The organism is Thalassolituus sp. LLYu03 (assembly GCF_050507655.1).
In the GTDB taxonomy this organism is placed as follows: domain Bacteria; phylum Pseudomonadota; class Gammaproteobacteria; order Pseudomonadales; family Oceanobacteraceae; genus Venatoribacter.
In genome coordinates this window covers 1868982-1895242 of record NZ_CP191496.1, presented here as the reverse complement: position 1 = coordinate 1895242, position 26261 = coordinate 1868982, and the positions used below count along the sequence as shown (strand labels likewise).

Genomic DNA, 26261 nt, shown 5'->3' with positions numbered 1-26261 from the left:
CGCAAGGACTGCGGCTTTTTTTATGCCTGAGTCTCAGCCGGCGGCTAGACTTGGGTGAGAGGTGATACCCATGAAAGCAGGCATTCTGGCTTTGAGTCTGCTGCTGGCCTGGCCGGTGATGGCCGAGGAGTGCCGCGACAAAGACGCAAAAGCCGCGGGCGATACCAAAGCCCTGAGTTATTTCCGGCAGAAAGGCGAAATCTTCCACCCGGCCCGGGTGCTGAAGGTGCATCATCCCAGCCGTTTCAAAGAAGTCGCCAGCTATGTGAAATACGGCGACAAGCACTACAGCATCTTCACACTGGTCAACACTCAGTGTGTTGCGCATTTCCGCAAACGTACCCGTCAGGGCGACTGATCAGCCGGTCAGCGATTTGCGGTATTCATCCGGGGTAACTCCCATCAGACGCCGGAACATGGCAATAAACGCCGAGGCGCTGGCGTAACCCAGATCGAGGGCGATGCTCTCAACTTTCTCGCCGGCTTCCAGCATCGGCATGGCCCTCACCACCCGCAGACGCTGGCGCCAGTCGGCCAGCGACATGCCGAGCTCCTGCTGTGCGCGACGCACCAGTGTGCGTTCACTGGCGTGTACCAGAGCGGCCAGTGCCGCCAGCGGGCGGTTGTCCGCCGGATTTTGCTGCAACAGCGTCAGCACAGGTTCGAGCAGCGGATCTGTGCTGGTCGGCAGATAACTGCCGCTGACGCTGGCTTCCTGCAACTGATCGACCACCACCTGCAGCAATCGCATATGGGCTTCACTCACTGGCGCCGTGGTCGGGTGCAGCCGCAGATGATCAAGCAGCGCCCGCAGCAGGGGGCTTACGGTGAGAGCACAGGCACTGGCCGGAAGGGCCGAGGCCCGCGGTGCTGAAACATAGAGCGAGCAGTGCTCGGCTTCCTGCTGATTGAGTCCCTGATGCTCCAGATCCGGCGGCAGCCAGATGCCGTAATGCGGCGGCGCCAGATAGTGACGGTCGCCGATGCGCACTTCCATCAGTCCGCGGAACGAATACACAAACTCCCCCCAGCTGTGGCTGTGCTGCGGATACGCGGCATCGGCCGGCACATGGGCGGCACGGAAGAAAATCGGCGACGGCAGTGCCGAGGTGAAGGGCGGTACCAGCAGGGCTTTCTGACTTGCCTGTCGTCGTGGCGTTTTCATGCTACACCTTGTCCGGATCGAGCTATATGCAGTGATTTTGACAATTCTATAGTGCAGGCCTGATTTCACAAGCCGGAGTTCCCATGGTTACCCGCAAAGCACTGGATGGTCAGGCCATGGGTCTGATGGTGTTCGTCTGCCTCTGTCTGGGCATGCAGCAGGTGGCGCTGAAAGCAGCCGCGGCCGACGTCGCGCCGGTGCTGCAGATCAGTCTGCGTTCCGGCATTGCCGCGCTGCTGGTGCTGGCGTATCTGGTTTGGGCGAAACGCCTGCCAACGGCGGCCAGCGGTAACTGGCGGCCGGGTCTTCTGGCAGGGGCGCTGTTTGGTTTTGAATACCTGCTGCTGGGCGAGAGCCTGCGTTTTACCTCGGCCTCCCACGCAGCGGTTCTGCTGTACACGGGCCCCGTGTTTGCGGCGCTCGGCCTGCATCTGTTGCTGCCGGAAGAACGTATGTCGCGGCTGCAATGGGCCGGAATTTCACTGGCGTTTGCCGGTATCGTACTGACCTTCACGGGTCGTGATGGCGGCCAGACAGCGGCGGGTTCACAGCCTTTGCTGGGCGATTTGCTGGCACTGGCCTCCGGGCTGGCGTGGGGGCTTTCGACCGTTGTGGTGCGGGCCAGCCGGCTGGCGCGTGCACCGGCGCAGGAAGGGCTGTTCTATCAGTTATTGGTGGCCTTTGTACTGCTCGGCGTCTGGAGTCTGCTGAGCGGGCAGACTGCGCTTCACGCCACTCCGGTGGCGCTGGTCAGTCTCGGCTTTCAGGCGCTGGTGATCTCGTTCGTGGCGCTCATGACCTGGTTCTGGCTGTTGCGCAATTATCTGGCGTCGCAGCTCGGTGCCTTGTCGTTTCTGACACCTGTGGTGGGTGTGGTGCTCGGCGCCTGGTGGCTCAATGAACCGCTGGAGCTGAGTTTTATGGCGGGGGCCGTGCTGGTGCTGGTGGGAATTCTGCTGGTCAGCGGTCATACCTGGCTGACGCAGCAGTGGCAGAGTCTGACGGTGCGCCGTCAGGCGGGCTGAGCGGCAGCTGGTTTGTGCGTCCAGATCAGCGCCAGACACAGCAGTGAGCAGGCGCCCTGCGCCAGCACAATGGCCGTCACGCTTTCCGGCAGCAGGGCGGAGGCGGCGGAAATCAGGCCGGCCACCGAAAACTGGGTCGCGCCCATGAGCGCGGCGGCGGTACCGCCGTGCTCGCGGAAGTATTCCATGTAGCAGGCCTGAATATTGGGCGACACCGCGCCCAGCATGCCAATGGTGAGCACCATGGCCAGCACGAACGGCAGCAGTTCAGCCGTCAGTCCCAGCACCAGCAACAGCAGCACAATGCCAACGCCCTGAGCCGTCAGTGCCCAGCGCAGAATCCGTTCGGAAGCAAAACGGTTCAGCAGGCGGCGGTTCAGCAGGTTCATGCACAGCATCAGTACCACGTTGGCCCCGAACAGCAGGGCAAAGGTGCCGGGGCCCACGCCAAAATGTTCCTGATAAATAAACGACGCGTGGGTGATGAACAGCATCATCACCGAAAAGGCCATGGTACCGATGGCCATAAAGCGCATGGCCGGGCGGGTATTGATGACGGCCTTATAGCGGCTGAGTACAGACACAGGCTCATGATGCCGCGGGCGCTGATAGTCGCGGAACACCACCTGCTGCTGCATCACCAGTACCAGAATGGCGTACACGCCGATAAACAGAAAAATACTCAGCCAGCCAAACTGGGTCAGCAGCAGACTGCCGATGGACGGCGCCAGTGCCGGTGCGGCCACCATAAGTAAACCAATCAGACTGAAAAAACGCGCGGCTTCGCGGCCCGATAAGCGGTCGCGGACCAGCGCCGGCACACACACGGCTGCCCAGCCACCACCGAAAGCCTGCAGTGCGCGCAGCAGCAGAAATTCCTGCAGGGAACTCGCTTGCAGAATCAGCAGGCTGGCCAGTGAAAACACCGCCAGACCACTGAGCATGATGCGCTTGCGGCCGTAACGGTCCGACAGCGGACCACCGGTCAGCTGGCCCAGCGCCAGCACAAAGACGTACACAGAAATGGTCAGCGAAACCTGATGCACGGACACCGACAGAAATTCCGCGATGTCTGGAAAGGCAGGTAAATAGGTATCGAGGGCGAGAGGGCCGAGGGCCATGGTCATGGCCAGAAGCGCGGCGATGCCGGCGTGGGGAGGGTTGTGTGACTGCACCTGAAACTCCGGCGGACAGCAAAATAATCTGAACAATATTGTAGCAGCACGGCCCCTGTTGCCGGTTACTGACGGCCCGCTTAATTGCGTCCTTTCACTAAACACTTCGTTGCGTGTAATCGTGGTTCAGAATCTGTGCGGGCGATTGCTCATGCGATGGGCGGCACACCGATCAGGCATTATCCGCGGTGTCTGCGTAGCTATCTTGGTAGTTATCTTGGTAGTTATCTTGATCGGTATCTTGGTAGTTCTCTGCGTAGTCATGCCTGCACGCATGGGTATTAATACGGTAATTATTGGTGGCACGCCGGCAGCGGAACTGACCGGCGGAACCTTCCATTGCTGTCGGCATCCATCATTCGTCGCAAACGACGGATTGACGCTGGCCTTATCGCCAGGCAGCGTTATGCTTTATTTCTTTCCCAGACCAATACCCGGAGCTTCTATGAGTATTTATCAGACCGACGTAAAAACCATTAAAGGGGACGTGAAATCCCTTAATGATTATCAGGGCAAAGTGCTGCTGGTCGTTAACGTGGCGTCCAAGTGTGGCCTGACCCCTCAGTACGAAGAACTGGAAGCTCTGTACAAAGCGAAAGCGGCGGCGGGTCTGGAAATTCTGGGTTTCCCTTGCAACCAGTTTCTGGCGCAGGAGCCGGGCACTGAAGCCGAAATTCAGCAATTCTGCAGCCTGACCTACGGTGTTACCTTCCCGATGTTCAGCAAAATTGAAGTGAACGGTGCAGGTCGTCATCCACTGTATCAGCAGCTGATCGCCGCCAAACCCAAAGCGGTTACCACCGCCGATGAAGGCCTGAAGCAGAAGCTCGGCAGTAAAGATCTGCTGCCGGCCAACGACACCGACATTATGTGGAATTTCGAGAAATTCCTGATCGGTAAAAGCGGCGATGTGCTGGCCCGCTTCGCGCCGGACATTAAAGTGACAGACGCGGTCGTTCAGACGGCGATTGCCGATGCACTGAGTGCCTGATGCAATAAACTCCGCCCAGTGCGGAGTTTTTTTTAAGGAGAAAAAATATGCTCAAAGGCAGCTGCCTGTGCTCTGGCATTCAGTACGAAATTGATGGTGAGCTTGGCCCGGCCATGATTTGCCATTGCGGAAAATGCCGTAAATCCAATGGCTCGGCGTTTGCCGTTAACGCGGCCGTTAACGTCAGTGAATTCCGTCTGGTGACAGGGGCGGAGCTGGTCGGCGAATTCGAATCGACGCCCGGCGTTTTCCGTACCTTCTGCAAAGGTTGCGGTTCGCCGCTGTTCAGCCGTCGCCCGTCGATGCCGGAAATTTACCGGTTGCGTGTCGGCACTCTGGACACAGAGGTGGATATCAAACCGCAGGCGCATATTTTTGTTGGCTCAAAAGCCAGCTGGGATTGCATTAACGACGATATTCCGCAGTACGCCGAGCGTCCCTGAGACGCATTCCTGCCTCTGACAATTGCTTACACGCTGTACGCCGGGTTTTCTGATCTGGATCAGCGTTCGCAAGCACGGACAGGGCTAGCGTATCCGGTTATGGCGCGGCGATCCGCCGCGCTGCTTTTTACCGGAGTTCTGCATGACCATAAAACGCGAATGGGCGACCCCTCTGACTGCGGGTGCTTTTCTGCTGACGGCCGCCACCGGCGTGCTGATGTTTTTTCACCTCGATACCGGACTGAATAAAGAAGCTCATGAGTGGCTGAGTCTGGTGTTTCTGGCCGGTGCCTTAATGCACGTGACGGTCAATTTCAAAGCCTTTAAACGCTATTTCAGCGACAACCGTGGCCGTGGGCTGATCGGGCTGTTTGCTGTGCTTTTAGCGCTGAGCTTTATACCGCTGGAAGAAGAGGGCGGTAAGCCACCCTTTGTGCTACCGGTGCAGAAACTGGCCGCGGCGCCCGTCACCACGCTGGCGCAGGTGGCCGGTGTTCCGGCCGATGAAATGATGACGCGCCTGCAGCGCGCGGGCATTACCCTGAACTCAGCCGATCAGACGCTGCAGAGCGTGACTGGTGACAATCTCAAACAGCAGATGACCATATTGAACAGTGTGCTGGGTGCTCAATAACACCCGCAGACAAAGGTTCATTGAATAAAAAAGGCCAGCTAAGCTGGCCTTTTTTTATTCAGGTATATACGGATCAGGCGGTCAGACGCGGATAGTCGGTATAGCCCTCGGCACCCGGTGTGTAGAAGGTGTTCTGGTCCGGGGTATTAAAACCAGCACCGGCTTTTACCCGTTCCGGGAAGTCCGGGTTGGCAAGGAAACCGGTACCAAAGGCCACAGAATCGGCACCACCCGACTGAATCAGCGCAGCGGCTTCGTCGGCGTTGTAGCCCATGTTGACCATCAGGTGGCCGGTGTACAGATCACGCGCCAGCGGCACTACGTCCCCTTTCTGCACGCCGAAGAAATCGGCACGCATCAGATGCAGGTACGCCAGATTAAAGCGGTTGATGTGCCTGGCCAGATATTCGGTCCAGGCAATCGGGTCGTCGTCGCTCATGCTGTTGAAGCTGTTCAGCGGTGACAGACGTAGACCGACGCGGCCGGCGCCGATTTCAGCGGTCACAGCGTCCAGAACTTCGCTCAGGAAACGCACACGGTTTTCCAGCGAGCCACCGTAGCTGTCGGTGCGCTTGTTGGTGCTGGTGCGCAGGAACTGGTCGATCAGATAGCCGTTGGCGCCGTGAATTTCCACGCCGTCAAAGCCGGCTTTGATGGCATTGGCAGCGGCTTTGCGGAAGTCCTGCACGATGGCCTGAATTTCTTCGACGGTCAGTTCACGCGGCACTGTGTAGGGCTGTTTGCCTTGTGGCGTATGCACAACGTCATCAATGGCAACCGCACTGGCACTGACGGCTTCTTTGCCACCGTTCAGTAACGGATGCGCCGCACGACCGGCGTGCCAGATCTGCAGGAAAATACGGCCACCGGCTTTGTGCACGGCGTCGGTGGTTTTTTTCCAGCCTTCCACCTGCTCGTCGGAATAAATGCCCGGGTCGTTGCCGAACGCGGAGGTATCCGGGCTGACCATGGTGCATTCGGCAATGATCAGACCGGCACTGGCACGCTGGCCGTAGTATTCGGCCATCAGTTCATTCGGCAGGTGACCGACCGCGCGGGCGCGGGTCAGCGGTGCCATAACAAAGCGGTTGGGCAGTTCAAGGGCGCCTGTGGTGACAGGGGTAAACAGAATCTGTGTGTCGGCAGACATGGAATTTCTCCGGGTAATGGGCACAATAACAGGTGAACTTATATAGGGGCGCAGACGCCGTTCAACAGTCTGTGCGGATGAAACAATTTGTTGCCTGAGTGGCTCAGTATGGCCGGGAATAAGCAACCGGCAATTTGGGAATAAGGTAAGAGGCAGACCCATTTATGAAAGCAGTGATTCTGGATGCCGATACCATGGGATCGGATGTGGACTTTACCCCCATCCGTGAGCAGGTGAGTGAGCTGACCATTTATCAGCGCACCAGCCCTGAAGAGCTGATGGAACGCATCGCCGGTAAGGATTTGATCATGACCAATAAAGTGGTCATTCCGGCAACGGCCATGGACGGGTTAAAAGGCATTCTGGTGATGGCCACCGGCACCAATAATATTGATACGCAGGCCGCCGCTGACAAAGGAATTCCCGTACGCAACGTAGTGAATTACGGCACCGACTCCGTGGCCCAGCACACCCTGATGCTGATTCTGGCGCTGGCGGCACGTTTGCCGAAATACCAGCAGGACGTGAAAAATAACGCCTGGGTTACCAGTCCGTTTTTCTGTCTGCTCAATCACCGTACCACGCAATTATCCGGTAAAACCCTGGTGATTGTCGGTGAAGGTACCCTCGGCAAAGCCGTTGCCCGGCTGGCTGAAGCCTTTGGCATGAAGGTGGTGTTTACCGCCCGTCCGGGCGCAGAGGGCGACCATCGTCCGGCGTTTAACGACGCCATTAAACACGCCGACGTTCTGAGTTTTCATTGCCCGCTGAACGATCACACCCGGCATCTGCTCAACCGCGACAATATCGACGATATTAAACCCGGTTGTCTGGTGGTGAACTGCGCCCGTGGCAGCATCATCGATGAAATGGCGGCGCTGTGGGCACTGCAGGGCGGTCTGCTGGGTGGTCTGGCGGTGGACGTGCTGCCGGTGGAACCACCGCGTGGCGGACACCCGCTGCTGGCGGCTATGAAGCAGGGCAATATGAACCTGATCGTAACCCCGCATAACGCCTGGATCAGCCCGCAGGCGCGGCAGAATGTGGTCAATCTGACCGCAGACAACATAGCAGAGCTTGCCGGCCATTGATGTCGGCCCGCTAAAGCCCACGCAGGCGACACAGATTCCGGTCAGAAACTAATATTCCTGACCGGAATTCATTTTATAAAAGTAATTCCTTTTACTTCTTCCCTCCTCAGGTTCAGGCTGTGCGCTTTTCCGCCGGGGCCTTTTTATGTGGATTGTCATTACCCTGTTTGCCGCCGCCTGTCAGTCGGTACGCACGGCGTATCAGAACACCTTGTCGCGTGAGGCGGGCTTTCTGCATGCCACCATGGCGCGCTCTCTGTATGGCTTGCCTTTGGTGAGCGTCTACCTTGGCCTGTGTGTGTGGCTGATCGGTTCTACGTCGGTTGAAACCCCGCTGTTCTGGCCGGCAGTGGTGGTATGCGCGGTCAGCCAGATTCTGGCCACCTGGTGCATGCTGCGGGTGTTTCATTCCGGCAGTTTTGCTTTGGGTACCTTGCTGGCCAAAACCGAAGCGGTATTGGCCGCGTTGATTGGTCTGCCGCTGCTGCATTACGGTCTGACGCTTCTGGGCTGGCTGGGCATTGTGCTGGGCGTGGCCGGGGCGCTGGTGATGAGTGTGAAGTGGCACAGCCTGCTCAGTGCCCACAAAGACAAATCCCTGTTGCTGGGGCTGGCCAGCGGTCTGTGCTTTGCCATTACCTCGGTCACGGCTTCGATGGCCAGTCATGCCATGAGCGGTTCGCTGTTGGTCAATGCCGGGGTTACGCTCTGGTGTGTGCTGGCGTTGCAGTCGCTGATTTTATGCGGCATTCAGATGGTGCAGCAGCGCGATTGGCTGGCGCCGTTCCGCCGTTCGCTGAAACTCAGCACTCAGGTCGGCATACTCAGTTCTCTGGGGTCGATTGGCTGGTTTACCGGTTTTGCGCTGGTGAATCCGGCGTTGGTCAAAACCCTGGGGCAGATTGAAATTGTCGGCACCCTGTATTTTTCCCGCCGCCGTTTTGGCGAAGCCATCAGCCGTCAGCAGTGGTGGGGCGGTGCCATGATTGTGATCAGTGTGTTGCTGGTCACATTGGCTGGCCGTGTCTGATTGCTCGCAGGCCTGCGCTAGGTAGTCACCCGCATCGCTGCGCCGTGAATGCCATGCCATACTTTTGCCGGCCGTATTTTTTGTTCTGTTCGTACGTGGGGGATGCCCGATGGCGTCAGCGGAAACACCGCTCAATTCTCAATCCGGGCGCAGCGTCTGGGGCAGCTCCTGGAGCAGTCTGGCGCTGGTGGCGTTGCCGCCGCTGTTCTGGGCCGGCAATTTTATTGTTGGCCGCGCCGTGCGCGGCGATATTCCACCGATGACCTTGTCGTTCAGCCGCTGGGTCATAGCGTCACTGCTGCTGTTGCCGTTTTCTTGGCGATTTTTACGCCGTGACTTTGGGCTTTACCGTCAGCATTTTGGGCTGATTCTGGCCGTGTCCGTCAGCGGCGTGACCGCGTTTAATTCGCTGGTGTATCTCGGTCTGCAAAGCACGGCGGCGACCAACGGCATTATTTTAAATTCCTTTATTCCATTATTAATCGTGCTGCTGGGGGCGCTGTTTTTTGGCTTCGCGGTGCAGCGTCAGCAGATAGTGGGCATGCTGGTATCGTTTGCCGGTGTGCTGACCATTGTTCTGCACGGTGAGTTTGAACGTCTGGCGACACTGAATATCGCCCATGGCGACCTCATTATTCTGCTGGCCATGGTGTGTTGGGCGCTGTACACCATCTGGATTAAAAAAATGCCACAGGCCATTAACCGGGTTGGTCTGTTGCAGGTGCAGATGGCGCTGGGACTTGTGTGTTTAACGCCGTTTTTCGGCTGGGAGCTGCTGACGCATGCGCCGCCGGTGTGGCATCAGGATTCTTATCTGGCGGTCGCTTATGTTGGTATTTTCCCATCGGTGCTGGCGTTTCTGCTGTACAACGCCTGCGTCGGCCGTTTGGGGCCAGAACGGGCCGGCATGTCCATTCACCTGATGCCGTTATTCGGTGCTGTGTTGTCGGTGCTGTTATTGGGTGAAACCCTGCATCTGTATCACTGGCTGGGGGCGGCGTGTATTTTTGCCGGCATTGCGCTGGCCAGTCGCCGTGCAGTTTCCGGGCAGTAACGGTCTGACGCTGAGGCAGTACCCATGGATATCACCCTGTATCTGATTTTTCTGACCACCACCGCCATGCTGATTCTGGTGCCTGGCCCGTCGGCCATTCTGGCCGCCGGGCAGGGCGCGGGTCACCACGTCTGGAAAGCACAATGGACGGTGCTGGGTATCGCCTGTGCCGACCTACTGTTTTTTCTGCTGTCGGCCACCGGCGTGGCATCGCTGGTGCTGGCGTCTCCGCTTTTGTTCAACCTGATCCGCTGGGGCGGCGTTTTGTATTTGCTGTGGCTGGCGTATCAGGCGCTGTTCAGTCATGCCGGCATGATCCGCTTCAGTCCGGCGGACACCTCAGAACACGCTTTTCGTCTGTTTATCAAAGGGCTGATGCTGCACGCGTCCAACCCCAAGGCGCTGGTGTATTTTGCCGCGCTATTACCGCAATTTCTGAACCCGGAAATACCCTTGCTGCCGCAGTTGCTGATCATGGGCGCGACCCTGCTGATCACCGATTTACTCGTGTTTTTTGCCTACACCCTGATGGGCTCCTGGCTGGCGCGCCGCGGACTGAGCGAAGGTCTGGTGCGGGCCATTAACCGCCTCGCCGGCGCCACATTGCTGCTGGTGGCGGGCGGTCTGATGCTGATGGATATCTGACATCCGCACAGACCCGCGCGTATTTCCCCAGACGCCTCGCTCTGGCTGTGACCTGCAACATATCTTTGTGCGCCCTGTCTGGTTACTATCCGGCCACGGTAACGGGTTACCGTATTGTGTCTGATAACCGGCAGACGGATTTTGCATGGAAGCGCGCGGCCTGGATGAGCCAGACATTTCCCTGTACGTCACCGGCAAAACCTCAAAGGGAAAATCATGGAACTGGTCTATAAACACGAGAAAAAGCTGTTCGCGATCGCGGCGGTCATTTCCGCACTGTGCTGGCTGGCGCTGGTGCTGGGCACCTTCGGCATCATGCTGGTTTATGTGCTGCTGATGTACGTTTTCTTCATTTTTGCGCATTCGGTCTTTATTTCTTACCTGAAAGGGACTGGTGTCAAAATCACCGCTGAACAATACCCGGATCTGCATCAGGCGCTGCTCAGCTCCTGCGAAAAAACCGGCGTTAAAGACGTGCCGGATGCGTATCTGCTGCGCACCGATTTCTTCAATGCGCTGGCCACCCGTTTTCTGGGTCGTCATTTTATTGTGCTGTTCACCGACGTGGTGGATGCTCTGGCCGACCGCCCGCAGGCGGTGAATTTCTACATTGGCCACGAACTGGGCCATATTCACCGCAAGCACCTGCTGTGGAGCAGCTTCCTGTTCCCGGCGTCTCTGTTGCCGCTGCTGGGTACGGCGCTGCGCCGTGCGGAGGAATACACCTGCGACCGTTACGGTGTGGCCTGCTGTCAGGACCGTGATGATGTGCAGGCTGCGCTGGCTGCCATTGCCGCTGGTGACAGCCGTTGGCAGAGCCTGAACGCCGAAGCCTATGTGGCGCAGGTGGCCGATACCCGAGGTTTCTGGATGTCGTTCAACGAGCTGACCGGCGATTATCCGTGGCTGACCAAGCGCATGGCGAGCAGTCTGTCGATGATGGAAGGGCAGGATATCCGTTTCCCGCGCCGTCATTTTCTGGCCTGGCTGCTGGCCGCTCTGGTGCCGCGTTTCGGTACCGGTGGTGCGGCATCGCTGATGATTATGCTGGTGCTGATCGGTGTGCTGGCGTCGGTGGCGGTGCCTCAGTATCACGACTACGTCAATAAGAGCCGCTATTTGCAGGCTTACAGCATGGCGCTGCCACTGAAGAGTGAAGTCGAAGCCTATGTCGAAGAAAATCAGGCGTGGCCAGAAAGCATGGACGATCTCGGATACCCGGATGGCATTGAAGACTCTGTGCAGAATTATTCGATCGATATTTACAACGCCGGTACGCTGGGCGTGAAAGTCGGCGAAGATGCGGATGGCGACGAGCGTTATATCGTCATCGAACCTGAGTACGACGACGGTGAAATTACCTGGACCTGCTATGGCCAGAACGCCATCGAAAAATACCTGCCGCTGGAATGCCAGTAAGCGTCTGAGTATTTAAAGCGAATTAAAAGCCAGTAAAAAAGCAGAGGCATGCCTCTGCTTTTTTATTACCGGATGTTAACGCCAGCGTTTATGGGTGGCGCTAACCTCTGGCATACAAGGTCGGTCAGCTCAGATGTCGAAACGATCGGCCATCATCACTTTGTCCCAGGCTTTAACGAAGTCATTCACGAATTTCTGCTTGGCATCGTCTGAAGCGTACACTTCAGCCACCGCGCGCAGCTCAGAATGAGAACCGAAAATCAGGTCAACCGGAGTGGCGGTCCACTTCAGTTTGCCGGACGTGCGGTCGAAACCTTCGTACAAACCGTCCTGCTTGGTGGATTTTTTCCACTCGGTGGACATGCTCAGCAGATTCACGAAGAAGTCGTTGCTCAGTGTGCCCGGTTTGCTGGTGAATACACCGTGCTTCAGACCGCCGGTGTTGGCGTTCAGAGAGCGCAGACCACCGACCAGAACGGTCATTTCCGGTACGCTCAGATTCATCAGCGCGGCTTTTTCAACCAGAGCTTCCGCCGGTGATGAAGCAGAATCCTGGCTGAAATAGTTACGGAAGCCGTCGGCTTTCGGTTCCAGAACCGCGAATGATTTCACATCGGTCTGTGCCTGAGTGGCGTCCATACGACCCGGGGTAAACGGAACGTCCACTGTGTAGCCGGCGTCTTTTGCCGCTTTTTCAACCGCAGCGCCACCGGCCAGAACGATCACGTCAGCCAGAGAAACCTGCTTGCCGTCTTTCAGGGATTTATTAAATTCTTTCTGAATTTTCTCCAGTTTCCCCAGCACTTTGCTCAGCTCTTTCGGGCTGTTCGCCGGCCAGTTGGCCTGTGGCTGCAGACGCACACGCGCACCGTTGGCACCGCCGCGGTTGTCGGTGCCACGGAAGCTGGACGCTGCCGACCAGGCGGTACGCACCAGTTCAGGAACACTGATACCCGATGCCAGAATTTTCGCTTTCAGCGCCTTTACGTCGGCACTGTCGATCACCGCGTGGGTACGCGCAGGCAGCGGGTCTTGCCAGATCAGATCTTCAGTCGGAGCGTCGGCGCCCAGATAACGGGTTTTCGGACCCATGTCGCGGTGTGTCAGTTTGAACCAGGCTTTGGCGAAGGCCAGCTCGAATTCCTGCGGATTATTCAGGAAGCGGGTGGTGATTTCGCGGTACACAGGGTCTTCTTTCAGCGCGATGTCACTGGTGAACATAATCGGCGCATGACGTTTGCCGGCGATGTGTGCATCCGGTACTAAATTGGCTGCCTGACCGTCGGCCGGAATCCACTGAATGTGGCCTGCCGGGCTTTTGCTCTGTACCCAGTCAAAGGCGTACAGGTTCTGCAGATACTGCATGGTCCACTGGGTCGGGCTTACAGACCAGGCACCTTCCAGACCACTGGTAATGGTGTCTTCAGAATGGCCTTTGCCACAGCTGTTTTTCCAGCCCAGACCCTGTTGTTCAATCGGCGCCGCCGCCGGATCACCGCCTAAACAGTTGTCGGGCTTGTGCGCACCGTGGGCTTTACCAAAGGTGTGACCACCGGCAATCAATGCCACGGTTTCTTCGTCGTTCATGGCCATGCGGCCGAAGGTGTCGCGGATTTCCTGCGCCGAGGCCAGTGGGTCTGGAACGCCGTTCGGGCCTTCCGGATTCACATAAATCAGACCCATCTGGGTGGCTGCCAGTGGCTTGGCAAGCTCGCCTTTTTCATTGCGGCGTTTGCTGTCGAGCCATTGTTTTTCAGCGCCCCAGTTTACTTTCTCGGCTTCCCAGTCGTCGGTGCGGCCACCGGCAAAACCGAAGGTTTTAAAGCCCATGTCTTCCATGGCCACGGTGCCGGCCAGCACCATCAGGTCGGCCCAGGAAATACTGCTGCCGTATTTCTGTTTAATTGGCCACAGCAGGCGACGGGCTTTATCCAGGCTCACGTTATCCGGCCAGGAATTCAGGGGTTCAAAGCGTTGCTGACCACCGCTGGCGCCGCCGCGGCCGTCGAAAATACGGTACACACCGGCACTGTGCCAGGCCATGCGCACAAAGAAGGGACCATAGTGACCATAGTCGGCCGGCCACCAGGGTTGTGAGGTTGTCAGGGTTTTGCGCAGATCGGCTTTTACCGCTTCCAGATCGAGTTTCTGAAAGGCTTCGGCGTAATTAAAGCCAGCGTCTAACGGGTTGGATTTAGCCGCGTTCTGACGCAGAGGATCGAGATCGAGTTTGTCGGGCCACCAGTTATAGGTTGGTTCGTTATTCATGGCCTGTGCAGTGGGCGCCAAAAGGCTGACCGCCAGCACAGCAGCTGCCAATGCTTGCTTGCCTGATTTCAACATGATTTATCCCTTCCGGTATTTTTTGTCGAGGTTGTTTTCAGTGCGTTGCAGCGTTCAGTACGCGCCCATTTTTAATTAGGCGGCGCGTGCTGAAGTAAACGGGCCCGTGTTCACTACATTGCGGGGAGGAGTCTAAGCCAATGTTGATAATCACTCTCATGAAGAAGCGTAATAGGGCTGATTAAGAAAACCTTGTTGAGAAACTCGCACGTCATAGAACCTTATGGCATATGCGCGAGGCGGCGCCCGTATCCGTACACAGGTTGACCGCAAAAGCAGGGCCGATGGGTTTTCCACTCAGGGCGTCTGGGGTAGAGTATGTACAGCTTTTGTATAAGTTGCGCATTGCCCACACCGTGCAGGAGGACGACATGAAACTCTCGTTACGCGAACTGAGCCAACTGGCGTTTATTCCGAAAATCATCATCCGCTCGCTCGACCTGTGCCTGTATCAGGCGCTGGCGGAAGTCGACGGTCGCGAGTGGCTGGTCACGGACAATCAGGGCCGGCCGCTGAAGGCTAACAGCCTGCTGGCGCTACAGGCGGTGTTTGACGATTTGCGTGTAGAGCGCATGGTGGTGCGCCACGAAAGCGCTTACGATGAAATGATCAATCAGCCCGTGCGTGCGCTGTCCAACCGGCTGGAAGTACCGCTCGGGCGCAATCGTCTTGGGGTAAAGCCGCGCACCCTGCACTGAGGTGGCGTTGGCCGGAGGATAAGCGTGGAAAAAATCTGTGTATTTCCGATTCCCGATTGTGTGACCTTTCCCGGCAATGTGTTTCCGCTGCATGTGTTCGAGCCCAGATACCGCGCCATGATTCAGCATTGTCTGGAGTCCGGCATGAAAGTGGCCATTGCCCACACCCGCAAAACCATTCACGAAGCGCGACCGAACGACAATCTGGTGGAGGCGCTGAATTCAAATCAGTCGACCTATCAGCCCTATGACGTGGTTGGCGCCGGCACCTGCGAACTGCTGAACACCACCGACGACGGCCGCCTGTACCTGAATGTGCACATCCGTGACCGCTATCGTCTGCACGCCGAAGTGCAGCGTTTGCCGTACCTGATTTACGACGCCGACGTGTTTGCAGATGAGCCGGACGACGACGCACTGATCAGCGATAACGAGGTATTAAAAGACAAAATTATTCACCGTCTGGCAGCTCTTGCCCGTGGCCGCGATGTGGTGCACAAAGACATCGCCGATTTACTGGAGTCGCCACCGTGGCAATCTATGAGTGCGGCCGATTTCAGCTTCCGCATTTTCGGGCTGGTGCGCTTTGATGGCGATTTATTGCAGGAATTACTGGAAACGACTTCGGTGCACGAGCGACTGAGGTTTACGCTTGAATTGCTGAACGAAGTCTGAGGCAGGATTTTCACGCTGTCTGCCGTTAGAATGGCAGCTCGTTAACGCTGGAACTGTGAATGATTCATTTTGTACTGGTGGAACCTGCGGTTCCGGAAAATGTGGGCGCCGCCGCCCGTGCACTGAAAACCATGGGCTTTGGTGAACTGTGGATCGTTAATTCCACCGTTCACACCGACAAACAGGCGCGCATTCTGGCGCACGGCTCCGGCGATATTCTCGACAACGTACGCACCTTCGATTCCCTCGCGGCCGTTCGTGCCGAAGTCGATCTGATGGTCGGCACCAGCGCCAAACCCCGTCATCAGCGCGAAGTGTTGTTGACGCCGGAGGCGCTGAAAACCAACCTGGCCGATAAGCTGGCCGGTCAATTCCGCATTGCGCTGGTGTTCGGCCGTGAAGATTCGGGTCTGCACGGTCCGGAAGTCGCCCAGTGCGATCTGCTGACATCCATCCCGCTGGCGGTAACGTATCCTTCTCTGAATCTGGGCCAGGCCGTCATGCTGTACGCCTACGCGCTCAGTGGTCTGAATGCCAAAGCGCAGGTAGCAGAGGACGGCTGCGAAGGACAGGCAGACGATCATCAGCCGCAAAGCCAAAATGAAAACCAGAAGCAAGGCCAGTACAACGCACTGCGTGATAAAAGTGCTGCGCTGGCAGAATCTCTCGGTTACAGCCACGACAGCAAAATGCTCGGCTGGCTGCACGAACATTTGCCTTTGCTGGATGCACGCAGTTTGGGTTTTGTGCATCAGCTGGTCGATAAAATTCAGCAAAAACTGAAGTGATTAATGGCTTCGACATAAAAAAGCGGGTCGAATAATTTCTTCCCGATTTTTCTTTTTTTTTCTTTTTCTTTCAGAAGAACCGCAGTGCCGCGTGCGCTTTGTTCATCAGCTTATGGCGTATCGCCTCCTTCAGGGGTGGCAAGTGGTTGCTTACCCGCAATACCGCACGGCGCAGAATACGGGCCGGTAATCGCTCGTCGGTAAATAATCCGACGACCGTATTGGTTCCGTGATACAGCACCCGGCTGTTCGGCATATGCCGGTTCTGATAGGCCTGTAATACGTTGGCATCCCAGAAAGGGGCGCCTGCTTTTACGGCTTTGAGAATTTCGCTGGCCAATAAATCCTGGCCGCTTAATCCCAGATTAAATCCATGTGCGGTGACCGGGTGCATGCCCACAGCGGCGTCGCCCACCAGAGCAAAGCGCTGTGCATAAAATCGGCGCGCGTGAACGCCGACCAAAGGGTAGGTGTAACGCTGTCCGGTCTGTGTCATGTGCCCGAGGCGGGAGCCCAGGCGTTTTTCTACTTCCTGATTAAATTCTGCTTCGCTCAGGTTCAGTAAATGCTGAATGTCGGCGGAATTAACGGTAATAACAATCGAGCTTTTCCGGCCATTTAATGGCAACACCGCCAGCGTGCCACCGTATAAAAAGCATTCCAGCGCGATGTGCTCATGGGGTTTTTCATGTTCCATCACGCACAACAGAGCGCTGCGGCCGTAATCGTTGTAATCGGCGGCAATGCCCATTTGGGTACGGGTGGCCGAAAAGCGTGTATCCGCCGCCACAATCAAGCGCGCAGTCAGGGTTTCGCCGGTAGTGAGGGTAATGGTGCCGGCGTCGCTGTCTGTGTGTACATGCTGCACCTGGCTGTCACAGCGCAGGGTAAGCAAACCCGGGTCAGAAGCCATGCTGGCTTCCAGCTCGGCAAAGATCGCGCGGCGGATGGCCTGATTCGGCACCAGAAACCCAAGCGGCTCGTCATTCGCCGCCGGCGCTGCGAAATTCAGGCGGTAATCGGAATGGCCGTTCAGCACACTGGCGCCATTTAACAGTGATATTTCATCTTCGCTCAAACGCTGCCAACTGCCGTGCTGTTGCATCAGACGACGCGACAAATGCGTCAGCGCAATTTCACGGCCGTCGTAAGCGGGCCCGGCCAGAGAGGCCTGCGACTGTTTCTCCAGCAACAGAACCCTGAGTCCCGAGCCGCGCAGCGACAGCGCAAAACTCAGGCCCGCAGGCCCGGCACCTATGATGGCAATATCGTAATCCATAGCGGCCTCCGCAAAACTGACTGCGGGCGATCATAGGACAGGGGCCGTGCGGGTAAATTGACCCAGATTAGGAAAGGGCTTTTCAACGCGGTTAACGGTTTGCTTCCGTGTCTGGAAAAGGCAGAAGGCGTTAAAGGCGGCAATGGCCTGTGCGCAGGCAAAAAAACGGGCCTGCGGCTTTCGCCCGGCAGGCCCACAAGGGGCACTGAGTGCCCTTAATCAGGGAGTGATGGAACGGTAAAACGGGGTTCGCTGGGAGGGCCGGCCTGATGCTCAGGCAACGCCCAACGCGGCGATTTTCTCTTTCAGACGGGCCTGATCTTTCAGAAAGGCGGCCATCTTCTTCTGTTCTTTTTCAATAAAGGCTGCGGGTACGCGAGCCAGAAAGCCTTCGTTGTTCAGTTTGTTGGATATGCGGTGGATCTCGTTCTCGAGCCGTTCCACTTCCCCCGTCAGGCGCGTGATTTCCTGTTCGGTATCCGTATGGTCGGTCATGGTGCTTTATACCTCCGTGTTCGTCGCCTGAGCCGCGTGGCGGGTGACGTTCCACCTGTCTGCCGGGCAGCTCAGGGGTTTATTGCAACTTTCCTAAGTGTAGACCAGAAATCGGCTTTTGCCGGTCGGATGGCCGCTTTTCTGTTCGTTTTCTGTTCAGGCCGCGGCGTTGTCTCCTGCCATAAAAAGCACTCGTGCGAGTCGCAGAGTCCTGCGCCTTTCAGACCCTGATGACAGGCGCATTGGCACTGGCAGGCAATTGAGGGGGGCGTCTGGGTTCGCTAGTCTTTCTGTTACAAAAGTCACTAATGACATTTTGTACCAGATGGCCGTCCGGGGGAGAAAGGCCGCTGCAGTGCTCTCAGAAGTGTCCGGCTATGGCTATCAGAAGTGCCTTATTTGGGCTTTCAGAAGTTCTGACCCGGGCTTTCAGAAGATCCTTACTTGGGCTTTCAGAAGCACCTGATGCTGTGCCGATCGTCGCCAGACGCGCCGTGAATCCACTCAAGCAGGCAGTCTGAGCACTATGAAATACCAGATCGTAAAACTGAAAGGCATGAACGACCCACTGTTCGGTGAGGTCGCCAACGTCCGCATGAAGGTGTTTGTCGAGGAAGATCAGTATCCGAGCGGTACCATCGTCTCTAACCTCGACCGCGACGCAACGCACTTTGTCGCTCTCGACGATGGCCGGGTGATTGGCTCGGTGAGCGCCAATATCAAAACGTCAGAGCAGGGCCGGTTACCCATTGAGAGCTACATGGGGCCGCTGCAGACCGGAGGTAAGGTGGGTGAAATCTGCAAACTCGCCGTGCTCAATGACTGGCGCAGCAAGCCGGTGGCCCTGTATCTGATGGTGGCCGCGTACGATCACCTTATCGAATCCGGGGTCGATGGCGTGGTGCTGTGGTCGATGAGCAAAAAAGCGAAAAATATCCGCCTTTACAGCAAATTCGGCTTTAAACGCTACGGCGACGATTTTATCTGCTGCAACAGCGAGCCCGCGATTCCCTTCTTTCTGGATGTGGCGCAAGACTCGGTGTACGACGGCGAAAAGTCCGCCAATCACAGGCGTTTTACCGATTCGTACAAAAAATACCTGACGCCGGAATTACATCAGCAGTCGCAGGCGGATTCCGGGCAGGGCGCGCAACGCGAACGGTCACGCGATGTGTTAAGCCAGACCCAAGACAACGCGGAGGTGCAGAATTCATGACGTCGGGTTTTACGTTTGCACTACAGGTCTGCTCTGCGCTGACCTGCCTGTGCCGATAAACGCGAATTAGCCGGACAAAGCGGCGGCTTGCGGGTTGGCGTAACCGCGCCGGGCCAGTAAGCTGCCGTTACTATTTTTTGCGTCTGAATCTGAGTTTTCCATGTTGTTTGAACATAAAGACAAAAAGCGTTTTCCGGTTTCCCGCACCGACGCCAGCAACCCGTTATCGTCCTATGCGCCCTTTGCCTTTGAACTCGACGGCGCCGAATGGCCGACGGTTGAGCATTATTATCAGGCGATGAAATTTGAAGATGCCGCCTACCGCGACACAATCCGTCTGGCGGCCAGTCCGAAAGAGGCAGCGAAACTCGGTAAGAGCCGTTGGCAGAAACGCCGCGCCGACTGGAAGAAAAACACCGTCACTTACATGACCCGCGGCAGCTATATCAAGTGCCGTCAGTACCCGGAAGTAGCCGCCGCGCTGGCGGAAAGCGGCGACACCGACATCGCTGAGATGAGCAGCTACGACTATTTCTGGGGCTGTGGCCGCGACATGCGCGGGCATAACCACTTCGGCAAACTCTGGATGGGCATCCGCCAGAAGCTGCGCGACGAGCAGGCCTGATCGGGCGGCATCGCCAGCCTGTGCCTGACCGGTGCCGATTCACGGCGCTGATTCACGGGGCAACGATCAGCGCCACTGACAGCAGCACAATGGAAACGGAGAGGGCGGCATAGGGGATTTCGGCGGTCATGGCGGGCTCCTGCTGTTAATTGCTGATAGCGATCAGAAGTTGGTACTTGATTGAATTCACCAATTAAACGCTGTCGGGCATTCGCGGCAAAATGAATTGAAACTCTGGTGGTGATAGAAACAGGCAATGGTTCGCAGTCATAAGGACGGGGCTGCGGCAAGATGCTGGTTAAGAGCGATAGGTGCTTCAGTCGCCTCACAGAATAAGCTCATCAGGAAAGACGCTCATCCGCAGCGTCCAACGAACGACAACAGATAAGGATTATCGATGAAAACCCTGCTACTTGGCCTTGGCGCCTTTTTCGGTGTCATTCTGGTGATTGTGCTGCTGTTCGGCGCCTGGATGATCTACTCGTTCGTCTTTATCGGCCATCAGGCCGAACGTCAGGTCAGCAAAACCGAACCCTATAAAGCGCTGACCGAGGGCGTCAGCATCCGCGACATTCCCTACGCAGGCCCCACACTGGAACGTGATTACGGCCGTCCGTTTGGTATCGACGGCGATCCGAACGGCGAATGGCTGCTGCTCGACGACAACACCCTGAAAGCCGGTGAGCGTGTGATGAGCGACGACCCCGGCAAGCCCGTCTACCGGCTGGCGTTGCCGCCGTCGCTTTTATCATCGCCCGGCACAGATGACTTGGCTGGCGCAGACGATCAGGCACTGGTATTCAGCGGCAGCAAAGTATTCAGCGCGGAGAATAACAACGTCGGCGCCGAACTGGCCGACCTCAGCCAATTTGCACTGGGTGGTATTGGTTACGGCCAGTGGCTGAACGACCAGTACCTGGTGGTCGGCGGTTATCTGCACACAGATAAAGGCACGCGCACGCCGTTATGGCAGATCCGCTATCCGGATTTCAGCGCCACCCTCATCGTCGATGACACCTTTTATCTGCACGTTACCGTGCCCGCGGTTTACCGCTTTCCCGAGCAGAGTCTGAGCGTGCTGGTGTATTTCACCGGCAGCATCGCCTGGGGTTTTGGTGGTGATGTGAATAAGCCCGAATACAGCGTGATCCGCGTCTACAACGAGCGCTGGCCCAACGGCCAGGACATCGCCCGTTTTGGCTTCAGCGCAGGCATCGTGCGTTCTGTGGTGGCGGAAACCACCGCCGACGGCCAGAGCACACTGGTGGTGCTGACCGATCCAACCCGGCCGTCGGGTGTGGAGGGCAGCGAGGTATTGCCACCCAAGCAGTGGTGGGTGAGTTTTTAAACTCCGGAGGATGTGCGTGGCCGTTTGCCGGAGTCGCCGTTGCTCTCTACAATAGCCCCCTTTCTTGATCACTCCAGGTTGATAACGATGAGCGACGCCAACAAACCCGAGTTACCGAATCAGCTGTCGGTTAACCCTAAGAGCAAGTTCTACGCAGAAGAGTACTTTCAGCACGAAATCGGTATTCGTCTGAACGGTAAAGAGCGTAACGACGTTGAGGAATACTGCATCAGCGAAGGCTGGGTGAAGATCTCTTCACCAGTGGCCAAGGACCGTTTCGGTCGTCCTATGCTGATGAAGCTGAAGGGCACGGTAGAGGCTTACTACAAGTAAGGTCTGAGGCAGGCTCATGTCAGTCTGCGCAGCAGAAGAATAGCGGTCGCTGATGTGAATCGGCGGCCAATAAAAAAGCCCGGCGTTGCCGGGCTTTTTTATGTCAGACGGATCCGATCAGGCTTACAGCGCCTTAATCTTCTCGATCTGTTCTTTCATCTTGCCGATATCACGTTCGAAACCAGCGGCTTTTTCCTTTTCTTTCTCCAGCACGTCGGCCGGGGCTTTTTCGGTAAAGCCAGGGTTGGAGAGCTTGTTGGCCACGCGCTCCAGTTCTTTTTCCAGTTTCTCGATGGATTTGCCTAAACGGGCAACTTCAGCGTCTTTATCGATAAAGCCGACCATCGGAATCAGCACTTCCATATCGCCAACCAGCTGAGTAACCGACATAGGTTCTTCGTCGTCTTCGTTCAGCCAGGTGAGCTTGCTGAGTTTCGCCAGTTTCATCAGGAAGGTCTGGTTTTCTTCAGCGCGGCGGAAGTCTTCGTCGTCGCCGTTTTTGAACAGCAATTCCAGTTCTTTGCCCGGAGCAATATTCATTTCGGCGCGGATATTACGCACGGCGGTGATCACGCCTTTCAGCCATTCGATATCGGCTTCGGCCTGAGCATCGACAAACGCATCGTGTGGTGCCGGGTATTGCGCCAGCATGATGGTGTCGCCAGTCTTGCCGGCCAGATCTTTCACCTGATGCCAGATGGATTCGGTGATGAACGGAATAATCGGGTGCGCCAGACGCAGGGTGGCTTCCAGTACGCGTACCAGAGTGCCCAGTGTGCCGCGTTTGACTTCAACCGGGGCGTTAGCGTCCCACAGTACTGGCTTGGACAGTTCCAGATACCAGTCGCAGTATTCGTTCCAGATAAATTCGTACAGCGCCTGTGCGGCCATATCGAAACGATACTGGTCCATGTGGCGGCGTACTTCTTTTTCGGCGTTCTGCAGGCGGGAAATAATCCAGCGGTCGGCCAGTGACAGCACGGCCGGTTCGCCGTTGGCGCCACAGGCGGCTTTCATGTCTTCGGTAATGGCAATGTTGCTGCCAGCGGCGGCGGCTTGTTCTACCGCTTCTTCACCGGCCACGCTCAGCATCACGTAGCGCGAGGCGTTCCACAGTTTATTGCAGAAGTTGCGGTAGCCTTCCAGACGCTTCATATCCCAGTTGATGTCACGGCCGGTAGAGGCCATGGCAGCGAGTGTGAAGCGCAGGGCGTCGGTGCCGTGCGGGGCAATACCTTCCGGGAATTCTTTCTGGGTACGCTTGCCGATTTTTTCCGCCAGTTGCGGTTGCATCATATTACCGGTGCGTTTTTCCAGCAGATCTTCCAGTGAAATACCGTCGATCATATCCAGCGGGTCGAGAACGTTGCCCTTGGATTTCGACATTTTCTGGCCGACTTCGTCACGGATTAAGCCGGTAACATAAACGGTTTTAAACGGAACCTGCGGGCTGCCGTCGGCATTTTTGCAGAAGTGCATGGTCATCATGATCATGCGCGCAACCCAGAAGAAAATAATGTCGAAACCGGTCACCAGAACGTCGGTCGGATGGAAGTCCAGCATGCGCTTGGCCACTTCCGGATCGTCCATGTTCGGCCAGCCCAGAGTACCGAAGGTCCACAGGGCAGAGGAGAACCAGGTGTCGAGTACGTCTTCGTCCTGACGCAGTTTTACGTCAGCAGCCAGATTGTTCTGTGCGCGTACTTCGGCTTCGTCGTGACCCACGTAGACCTTGCCGGACTCGTCGTACCAGGCAGGAATACGGTGACCCCACCACAGCTGACGGGAAATACACCAGTCCTGAATGTCGCGCATCCAGCTGAAGTACATGTTTTCGTAGGATTTCGGTACGAACTGAATATCGCCGTTTTCCACCGCTTCAATGGCTGGCTTGGCCATGGTTTTGGCGTCGACATACCATTGGTCGGTCAGCATTGGCTCGATGACTACTCCGCCACGGTCGCCGTACGGAACGGTTAAATCGTGGTCTTTAATGCAGTCGAGCAGCCCTGCGGCTTCGAAGTCGGCCACTATGGCTTTACGCGCAGCAAAACGTTCCATGCCACGGTATTTTTCCGGAATGCTGGCTTCAACGTCGGTGTTCACGCTGCCGTCGGTGTTGAACACCTGTGGCACGTCACGCACATCGGCATTAAAGGTGAAAATATTGATCATCGGCAGGCCGGCGCGCTTGCCCACTTCATAGTCGTTGAAGTCGTGCGCCGGGGTTACTTTTACCGCACCGGTGCCTTTTTCCATGTCGGCGTGTTCGTCGCCCACAATCGGAATACGACGGTTAACCAACGGCAGAATAATGTCTTTGCCGATTAAATCTTTATAACGCGGATCTTCCGGGTTAACGGCCACGCCGGTATCACCCAGCATGGTTTCCGGACGTGTCGTTGCAACAACGATGTAGTCTTTGCCTTCCGCGGTTTTCAGGCCATCGGCCAGCGGATAACGCAGGTGCCACATGAAGCCTTTGGATTCTTTGTTTTCCACTTCGAGATCGGAAATGGCGGTGTGCAGTTTCGGGTCCCAGTTCACCAGACGTTTGCCACGGTAAATCAGGCCGTCCTGATACAGACGGATAAACACTTCCTGCACGGCTTTGTAGAAACCGTCGTCCATGGTGAAACGTTCGGTGTCCCAGTCTACGGAGTTGCCCAAACGACGCATCTGGCCGGTGATGGTGCCACCTGAGTGTTCTTTCCATTCCCAGACTTTTTCCAGGAATTTTTCACGGCCCAGAGCGTGACGGTCGGGCTGGCCTTCGGCCGCCAGTTTGCGCTCAACCACCATCTGGGTGGCGATACCGGCGTGGTCAGTACCCACCTGCCACAGGGCTTTTTTGCCCAGCATGCGGTGGTAACGGGTCAGGGCATCCTGAATGGTGTGCTGGAACGCGTGACCCATGTGCAGCGAACCGGTGACGTTCGGCGGTGGGATCATGATGGAATAACCTTCGCCGGTTAATCCGTCCTGATAGGGCTTGAAGTAGCCTTTGGCTTCCCACTCTTTGTACCAGGTTTGTTCAAGGGCGCTGGGCTTGTACGTTTTATCCATAGTTCGCTGCTGCTCGTCTCATCGTGGCCGCATCGTTCCCGGCAGGGCCGGGGCGGCGTTTGTGTTCAGAAAAATGGCGCAGATTATAGCGGATACAAGGCTTTGGGGGCAGTGTCGATTTCAACCGCCGCATACCCGGACGCAGGGTTTGTGAACGCTGATCTTTTCACCGGGCAGAACAATGAGGGATTAGATTGTGCCGCTGAGATGAACACTTTGATCCTTATCGAATCTTTCTCGCGCACGCTTCAGGGCCTACCATGTGCCCCATACGAAATGTCGCCCGTGGAGGCGTGTATGAAATGGTCTTTGGTTGCCAGTGGTCTGGTGGGTGTGTTGTTTCTGCTGGTGGCGGTGCCGCTGTTGCTCAGCGCCTGTGCCAGCGGACGGGTAAAGCAACAGCAGGCGGATGTGTTTGCCCGCTCACCTCAGTACAAGGCCGAAGAACAGAAGTTTGCCAATCCGGTACCGACGCCGGAGCAGGGCGTTTCTGAGATCGTGGGCATTATGTGGGACATGGCGACCGCCAAAGACCCGCGCTCGGTGCCCGACGTCGAGATCCCGGTGCAGGCGTTAACCACCGAACAATTGCTGGCGCAGAAGCCGGGTGAGCACCGTGTCTACCGCATTGGGCATTCCACCTTACTGCTGGCACTGAACGGCGAATTCTGGCTGCTGGACCCGGTGTTTTCCGAGCGTGCGTCGCCGGTGCAGTGGGCAGGCCCGAAGCGTTTTCATCAGCCGCCATTGTCGCTGGAGGCGCTGCCGCACCTGACCGGGGTGATTATTTCCCACGACCACTACGACCATCTGGACGAGCACAGCATCCGCATTCTGGCCGATAAAGCCGACGGCTTTTATGTGCCGCTGGGGGTTGGCCGTTATCTGCGCGAGTGGGGCGTTGAGGCTGGGCTGATTACCGAGCACGACTGGTGGCAGGAAACCCGTGTCGGCGACACTCTGCTGGCGGCCACGCCGGCGCAGCATTTTTCCGGCCGTGGAGCCTTCGACCGGGATGCGACTCTGTGGGCGTCCTGGGTCATTATCCGCGATGGCAAACGCTATTTCTTCAGCGGTGACGGTGGCTATTTTGACGGCTTTAAAGACATCGGCATGCGCTACGGTCCGTTCGATTTAACCATGATCGAAAACGGCGCCTACAACCCGCGCTGGTCGCATATTCATATGCACCCACAAGAGAGTGTGCAGGCGCACATCGACCTTAAGGGCAAGCACATGCTGCCGATTCACAACAGCACCTTCGATCTGTCGATGCACGCCTGGTTTGATCCGCTGGAACAGGTACGCGAGCTGGCGCACGAGCGCGAAGTATCGCTTATCACGCCGCGCATTGGCGAAAGCGTGCTCATCGGCGCCGAGCAGCGCTTCAGTTACTGGTGGCAGTCGCTGATGCCGGCTTCAGAAGGCACGGGTGGCGAACTGGTGTCGGATCGTCTGTGATGCAGGTTTGTGCAGCCGGCCTTTAAAAAGCCGCTGGGCTTTTCAATAAACACCGAATAGAAACACATAAAAAAACGGGGCATTTGCCCCGTTTTTTTATGTGCATTACCGC

General features: G+C 56.8%; 25 protein-coding genes. 18 read left to right on the top strand and 7 right to left on the bottom strand.

The window, feature by feature from the left end; all coding sequences use genetic code 11:
• Positions 1-70: 70 nt before the first annotated feature.
• Positions 71-358, top strand: coding sequence for a hypothetical protein (locus tag ACQUQU_RS08580; RefSeq protein WP_430462830.1), 288 nt, complete (start codon positions 71-73; stop codon positions 356-358).
• Here ACQUQU_RS08580 and ACQUQU_RS08575 read toward each other — a convergent pair whose 3' ends face one another.
• Positions 359-1165, bottom strand: a complete 807-nt coding sequence (locus ACQUQU_RS08575) for a helix-turn-helix domain-containing protein (protein WP_430462829.1) — start codon at positions 1163-1165, stop codon at positions 359-361. It abuts the gene before it with no gap.
• 83 nt (positions 1166-1248) lie between these two features.
• Between ACQUQU_RS08575 and ACQUQU_RS08570 the strand changes: the two genes are divergently transcribed.
• On the top strand, positions 1249-2190 hold the full coding sequence (locus ACQUQU_RS08570; RefSeq protein WP_430462828.1) for a DMT family transporter: 942 nt from the start codon (positions 1249-1251) through the stop codon (positions 2188-2190).
• Here the strand turns inward: ACQUQU_RS08570 and ACQUQU_RS08565 are convergent.
• The gene (locus tag ACQUQU_RS08565; protein WP_430462827.1) at positions 2178-3365 is read right to left on the bottom strand and encodes a multidrug effflux MFS transporter; all 1188 of its coding nucleotides are present in this window, start codon (positions 3363-3365) and stop codon (positions 2178-2180) included. The two genes, ACQUQU_RS08570 and ACQUQU_RS08565, sit on opposite strands and share 13 nt — an antisense overlap.
• Positions 3366-3810: 445 nt before the next feature.
• Here ACQUQU_RS08565 and ACQUQU_RS08560 point away from each other — a divergent pair, with 445 nt between their 5' ends.
• From ACQUQU_RS08560 to ACQUQU_RS08550, 3 genes are all read left to right on the top strand, one after another.
• On the top strand, positions 3811-4356 hold the full coding sequence (locus ACQUQU_RS08560; protein ID WP_430462826.1) for a glutathione peroxidase: 546 nt from the start codon (positions 3811-3813) through the stop codon (positions 4354-4356).
• A 47-nt stretch (positions 4357-4403) separates the two neighbouring features.
• Entirely contained in the window at positions 4404-4799 is a 396-nt protein-coding gene (locus ACQUQU_RS08555; RefSeq protein WP_430462825.1) for a GFA family protein, read from the top strand.
• Between the two features lie 142 nt (positions 4800-4941).
• Positions 4942-5433, top strand: coding sequence for a DUF4405 domain-containing protein (locus ACQUQU_RS08550; RefSeq protein ID WP_430462824.1), 492 nt, complete (start codon positions 4942-4944; stop codon positions 5431-5433).
• A gap of 73 nt (positions 5434-5506) precedes the next feature.
• On the opposite strand, the gene ACQUQU_RS08545 is transcribed toward ACQUQU_RS08550, so the two are convergent.
• Positions 5507-6583 carry an alkene reductase gene (locus ACQUQU_RS08545; RefSeq protein ID WP_430462823.1) on the bottom strand — a complete coding sequence of 359 codons (1077 nt, stop codon included), beginning with the start codon at positions 6581-6583 and terminating at the stop codon, positions 5507-5509.
• Positions 6584-6747: 164 nt separating this feature from the next.
• Between ACQUQU_RS08545 and ACQUQU_RS08540 the strand changes: the two genes are divergently transcribed.
• The 5 genes from ACQUQU_RS08540 (at position 6748) to ACQUQU_RS08520 (ending at position 11822) form a co-directional block, all read left to right on the top strand.
• Positions 6748-7674 (top strand): NAD(P)-dependent oxidoreductase, encoded by a 927-nt coding sequence (locus ACQUQU_RS08540; RefSeq protein WP_430462822.1) that lies wholly within the window; start codon positions 6748-6750, stop codon positions 7672-7674.
• Positions 7675-7819: 145 nt separating this feature from the next.
• Positions 7820-8704 (top strand): EamA family transporter, encoded by an 885-nt coding sequence (locus tag ACQUQU_RS08535; protein ID WP_430462821.1) that lies wholly within the window; start codon positions 7820-7822, stop codon positions 8702-8704.
• A gap of 109 nt (positions 8705-8813) precedes the next feature.
• Entirely contained in the window at positions 8814-9758 is a 945-nt protein-coding gene (locus ACQUQU_RS08530) for a DMT family transporter (RefSeq protein ID WP_430462820.1), read from the top strand.
• Between the two features lie 24 nt (positions 9759-9782).
• Entirely contained in the window at positions 9783-10403 is a 621-nt protein-coding gene (locus ACQUQU_RS08525; protein ID WP_430462819.1) for a LysE family translocator, read from the top strand.
• 216 nt (positions 10404-10619) lie between these two features.
• The gene (locus tag ACQUQU_RS08520) at positions 10620-11822 is read left to right on the top strand and encodes a M48 family metalloprotease (protein WP_430462818.1); all 1203 of its coding nucleotides are present in this window, start codon (positions 10620-10622) and stop codon (positions 11820-11822) included.
• A 129-nt stretch (positions 11823-11951) separates the two neighbouring features.
• Here the strand turns inward: ACQUQU_RS08520 and katG are convergent, their stop codons facing one another.
• Positions 11952-14090: a catalase/peroxidase HPI gene (katG, locus tag ACQUQU_RS08515; protein WP_430463027.1), complete on the bottom strand. Its 2139-nt coding sequence runs from the start codon at positions 14088-14090 to the stop codon at positions 11952-11954.
• A gap of 446 nt (positions 14091-14536) precedes the next feature.
• Between katG and ACQUQU_RS08510 the strand changes: the two genes are divergently transcribed.
• Genes ACQUQU_RS08510 through ACQUQU_RS08500 form a run of 3 tightly spaced genes read left to right on the top strand, consistent with a single transcriptional unit; the run spans position 14537 to position 16326 of the window.
• Positions 14537-14863: a DUF6482 family protein gene (locus ACQUQU_RS08510; protein WP_430462817.1), complete on the top strand. Its 327-nt coding sequence runs from the start codon at positions 14537-14539 to the stop codon at positions 14861-14863.
• Positions 14864-14887: 24 nt separating this feature from the next.
• Positions 14888-15538: an LON peptidase substrate-binding domain-containing protein gene (locus ACQUQU_RS08505; protein WP_430462816.1), complete on the top strand. Its 651-nt coding sequence runs from the start codon at positions 14888-14890 to the stop codon at positions 15536-15538.
• A 59-nt stretch (positions 15539-15597) separates the two neighbouring features.
• Complete coding sequence (locus ACQUQU_RS08500; protein WP_430462815.1) at positions 15598-16326, top strand: tRNA/rRNA methyltransferase; 729 nt, start codon at positions 15598-15600, stop codon at positions 16324-16326.
• A gap of 70 nt (positions 16327-16396) precedes the next feature.
• Here ACQUQU_RS08500 and ubiM read toward each other — a convergent pair whose 3' ends face one another.
• Both ubiM and ACQUQU_RS08490 read right to left on the bottom strand, forming a co-directional pair.
• Positions 16397-17605, bottom strand: coding sequence for a 5-demethoxyubiquinol-8 5-hydroxylase UbiM (gene ubiM / locus ACQUQU_RS08495; RefSeq protein WP_430462814.1), 1209 nt, complete (start codon positions 17603-17605; stop codon positions 16397-16399).
• 273 nt (positions 17606-17878) lie between these two features.
• Positions 17879-18100: a hypothetical protein gene (locus ACQUQU_RS08490; RefSeq protein WP_430462813.1), complete on the bottom strand. Its 222-nt coding sequence runs from the start codon at positions 18098-18100 to the stop codon at positions 17879-17881.
• Between the two features lie 526 nt (positions 18101-18626).
• Between ACQUQU_RS08490 and ACQUQU_RS08485 the strand changes: the two genes are divergently transcribed.
• The 4 genes from ACQUQU_RS08485 to ACQUQU_RS08470 all read left to right on the top strand — a co-directional run bounded on the left by ACQUQU_RS08485 (position 18627) and on the right by ACQUQU_RS08470 (position 21622).
• Positions 18627-19316: a GNAT family N-acetyltransferase gene (locus ACQUQU_RS08485; RefSeq protein ID WP_430462812.1), complete on the top strand. Its 690-nt coding sequence runs from the start codon at positions 18627-18629 to the stop codon at positions 19314-19316.
• 160 nt (positions 19317-19476) lie between these two features.
• Positions 19477-19941, top strand: a complete 465-nt coding sequence (locus ACQUQU_RS08480) for an NADAR family protein (RefSeq protein ID WP_430462811.1) — start codon at positions 19477-19479, stop codon at positions 19939-19941.
• A 397-nt stretch (positions 19942-20338) separates the two neighbouring features.
• A complete protein-coding gene (locus ACQUQU_RS08475; RefSeq protein WP_430462810.1) occupies positions 20339-21289 on the top strand; it encodes a hypothetical protein in 951 nt (316 codons plus the stop codon).
• Positions 21290-21376: 87 nt separating this feature from the next.
• Entirely contained in the window at positions 21377-21622 is a 246-nt protein-coding gene (locus ACQUQU_RS08470; protein WP_430462809.1) for a DUF3297 family protein, read from the top strand.
• A gap of 123 nt (positions 21623-21745) precedes the next feature.
• On the opposite strand, the gene ACQUQU_RS08465 is transcribed toward ACQUQU_RS08470, so the two are convergent.
• On the bottom strand, positions 21746-24688 hold the full coding sequence (locus ACQUQU_RS08465; RefSeq protein WP_430462808.1) for a valine--tRNA ligase: 2943 nt from the start codon (positions 24686-24688) through the stop codon (positions 21746-21748).
• Positions 24689-24985: 297 nt separating this feature from the next.
• Here ACQUQU_RS08465 and ACQUQU_RS08460 point away from each other — a divergent pair, with 297 nt between their 5' ends.
• Entirely contained in the window at positions 24986-26149 is a 1164-nt protein-coding gene (locus tag ACQUQU_RS08460; protein WP_430462807.1) for an MBL fold metallo-hydrolase, read from the top strand.
• The last annotated feature ends 112 nt before the right edge of the window (positions 26150-26261 follow it).

What these genes read in the sequence shown, in the direction of transcription:
- ACQUQU_RS08580 (WP_430462830.1), top strand. Translation starts at nt 71, where the DNA reads ATGAAAGCAGGCATTCTGGCTTTGAGTCTGCTGCTGGCCTGGCCGGTG.
- ACQUQU_RS08575 (WP_430462829.1), bottom strand. Translation starts at nt 1,165, where the DNA reads ATGAAAACGCCACGACGACAGGCAAGTCAGAAAGCCCTGCTGGTACCG.
- ACQUQU_RS08570 (WP_430462828.1), top strand. Translation starts at nt 1,249, where the DNA reads ATGGTTACCCGCAAAGCACTGGATGGTCAGGCCATGGGTCTGATGGTG.
- ACQUQU_RS08560 (WP_430462826.1), top strand. Translation starts at nt 3,811, where the DNA reads ATGAGTATTTATCAGACCGACGTAAAAACCATTAAAGGGGACGTGAAA.
- ACQUQU_RS08555 (WP_430462825.1), top strand. Translation starts at nt 4,404, where the DNA reads ATGCTCAAAGGCAGCTGCCTGTGCTCTGGCATTCAGTACGAAATTGAT.
- ACQUQU_RS08550 (WP_430462824.1), top strand. Translation starts at nt 4,942, where the DNA reads ATGACCATAAAACGCGAATGGGCGACCCCTCTGACTGCGGGTGCTTTT.
- ACQUQU_RS08545 (WP_430462823.1), bottom strand. Translation starts at nt 6,583, where the DNA reads ATGTCTGCCGACACACAGATTCTGTTTACCCCTGTCACCACAGGCGCC.
- ACQUQU_RS08540 (WP_430462822.1), top strand. Translation starts at nt 6,748, where the DNA reads ATGAAAGCAGTGATTCTGGATGCCGATACCATGGGATCGGATGTGGAC.
- ACQUQU_RS08535 (WP_430462821.1), top strand. Translation starts at nt 7,820, where the DNA reads ATGTGGATTGTCATTACCCTGTTTGCCGCCGCCTGTCAGTCGGTACGC.
- ACQUQU_RS08530 (WP_430462820.1), top strand. Translation starts at nt 8,814, where the DNA reads ATGGCGTCAGCGGAAACACCGCTCAATTCTCAATCCGGGCGCAGCGTC.
- ACQUQU_RS08525 (WP_430462819.1), top strand. Translation starts at nt 9,783, where the DNA reads ATGGATATCACCCTGTATCTGATTTTTCTGACCACCACCGCCATGCTG.
- ACQUQU_RS08520 (WP_430462818.1), top strand. Translation starts at nt 10,620, where the DNA reads ATGGAACTGGTCTATAAACACGAGAAAAAGCTGTTCGCGATCGCGGCG.
- katG (WP_430463027.1), bottom strand. Translation starts at nt 14,090, where the DNA reads ATGAATAACGAACCAACCTATAACTGGTGGCCCGACAAACTCGATCTC.
- ACQUQU_RS08510 (WP_430462817.1), top strand. Translation starts at nt 14,537, where the DNA reads ATGAAACTCTCGTTACGCGAACTGAGCCAACTGGCGTTTATTCCGAAA.
- ACQUQU_RS08500 (WP_430462815.1), top strand. Translation starts at nt 15,598, where the DNA reads ATGATTCATTTTGTACTGGTGGAACCTGCGGTTCCGGAAAATGTGGGC.
- ubiM (WP_430462814.1), bottom strand. Translation starts at nt 17,605, where the DNA reads ATGGATTACGATATTGCCATCATAGGTGCCGGGCCTGCGGGCCTGAGT.
- ACQUQU_RS08490 (WP_430462813.1), bottom strand. Translation starts at nt 18,100, where the DNA reads ATGACCGACCATACGGATACCGAACAGGAAATCACGCGCCTGACGGGG.
- ACQUQU_RS08485 (WP_430462812.1), top strand. Translation starts at nt 18,627, where the DNA reads ATGAAATACCAGATCGTAAAACTGAAAGGCATGAACGACCCACTGTTC.
- ACQUQU_RS08480 (WP_430462811.1), top strand. Translation starts at nt 19,477, where the DNA reads ATGTTGTTTGAACATAAAGACAAAAAGCGTTTTCCGGTTTCCCGCACC.
- ACQUQU_RS08475 (WP_430462810.1), top strand. Translation starts at nt 20,339, where the DNA reads ATGAAAACCCTGCTACTTGGCCTTGGCGCCTTTTTCGGTGTCATTCTG.
- ACQUQU_RS08470 (WP_430462809.1), top strand. Translation starts at nt 21,377, where the DNA reads ATGAGCGACGCCAACAAACCCGAGTTACCGAATCAGCTGTCGGTTAAC.
- ACQUQU_RS08465 (WP_430462808.1), bottom strand. Translation starts at nt 24,688, where the DNA reads ATGGATAAAACGTACAAGCCCAGCGCCCTTGAACAAACCTGGTACAAA.
- ACQUQU_RS08460 (WP_430462807.1), top strand. Translation starts at nt 24,986, where the DNA reads ATGAAATGGTCTTTGGTTGCCAGTGGTCTGGTGGGTGTGTTGTTTCTG.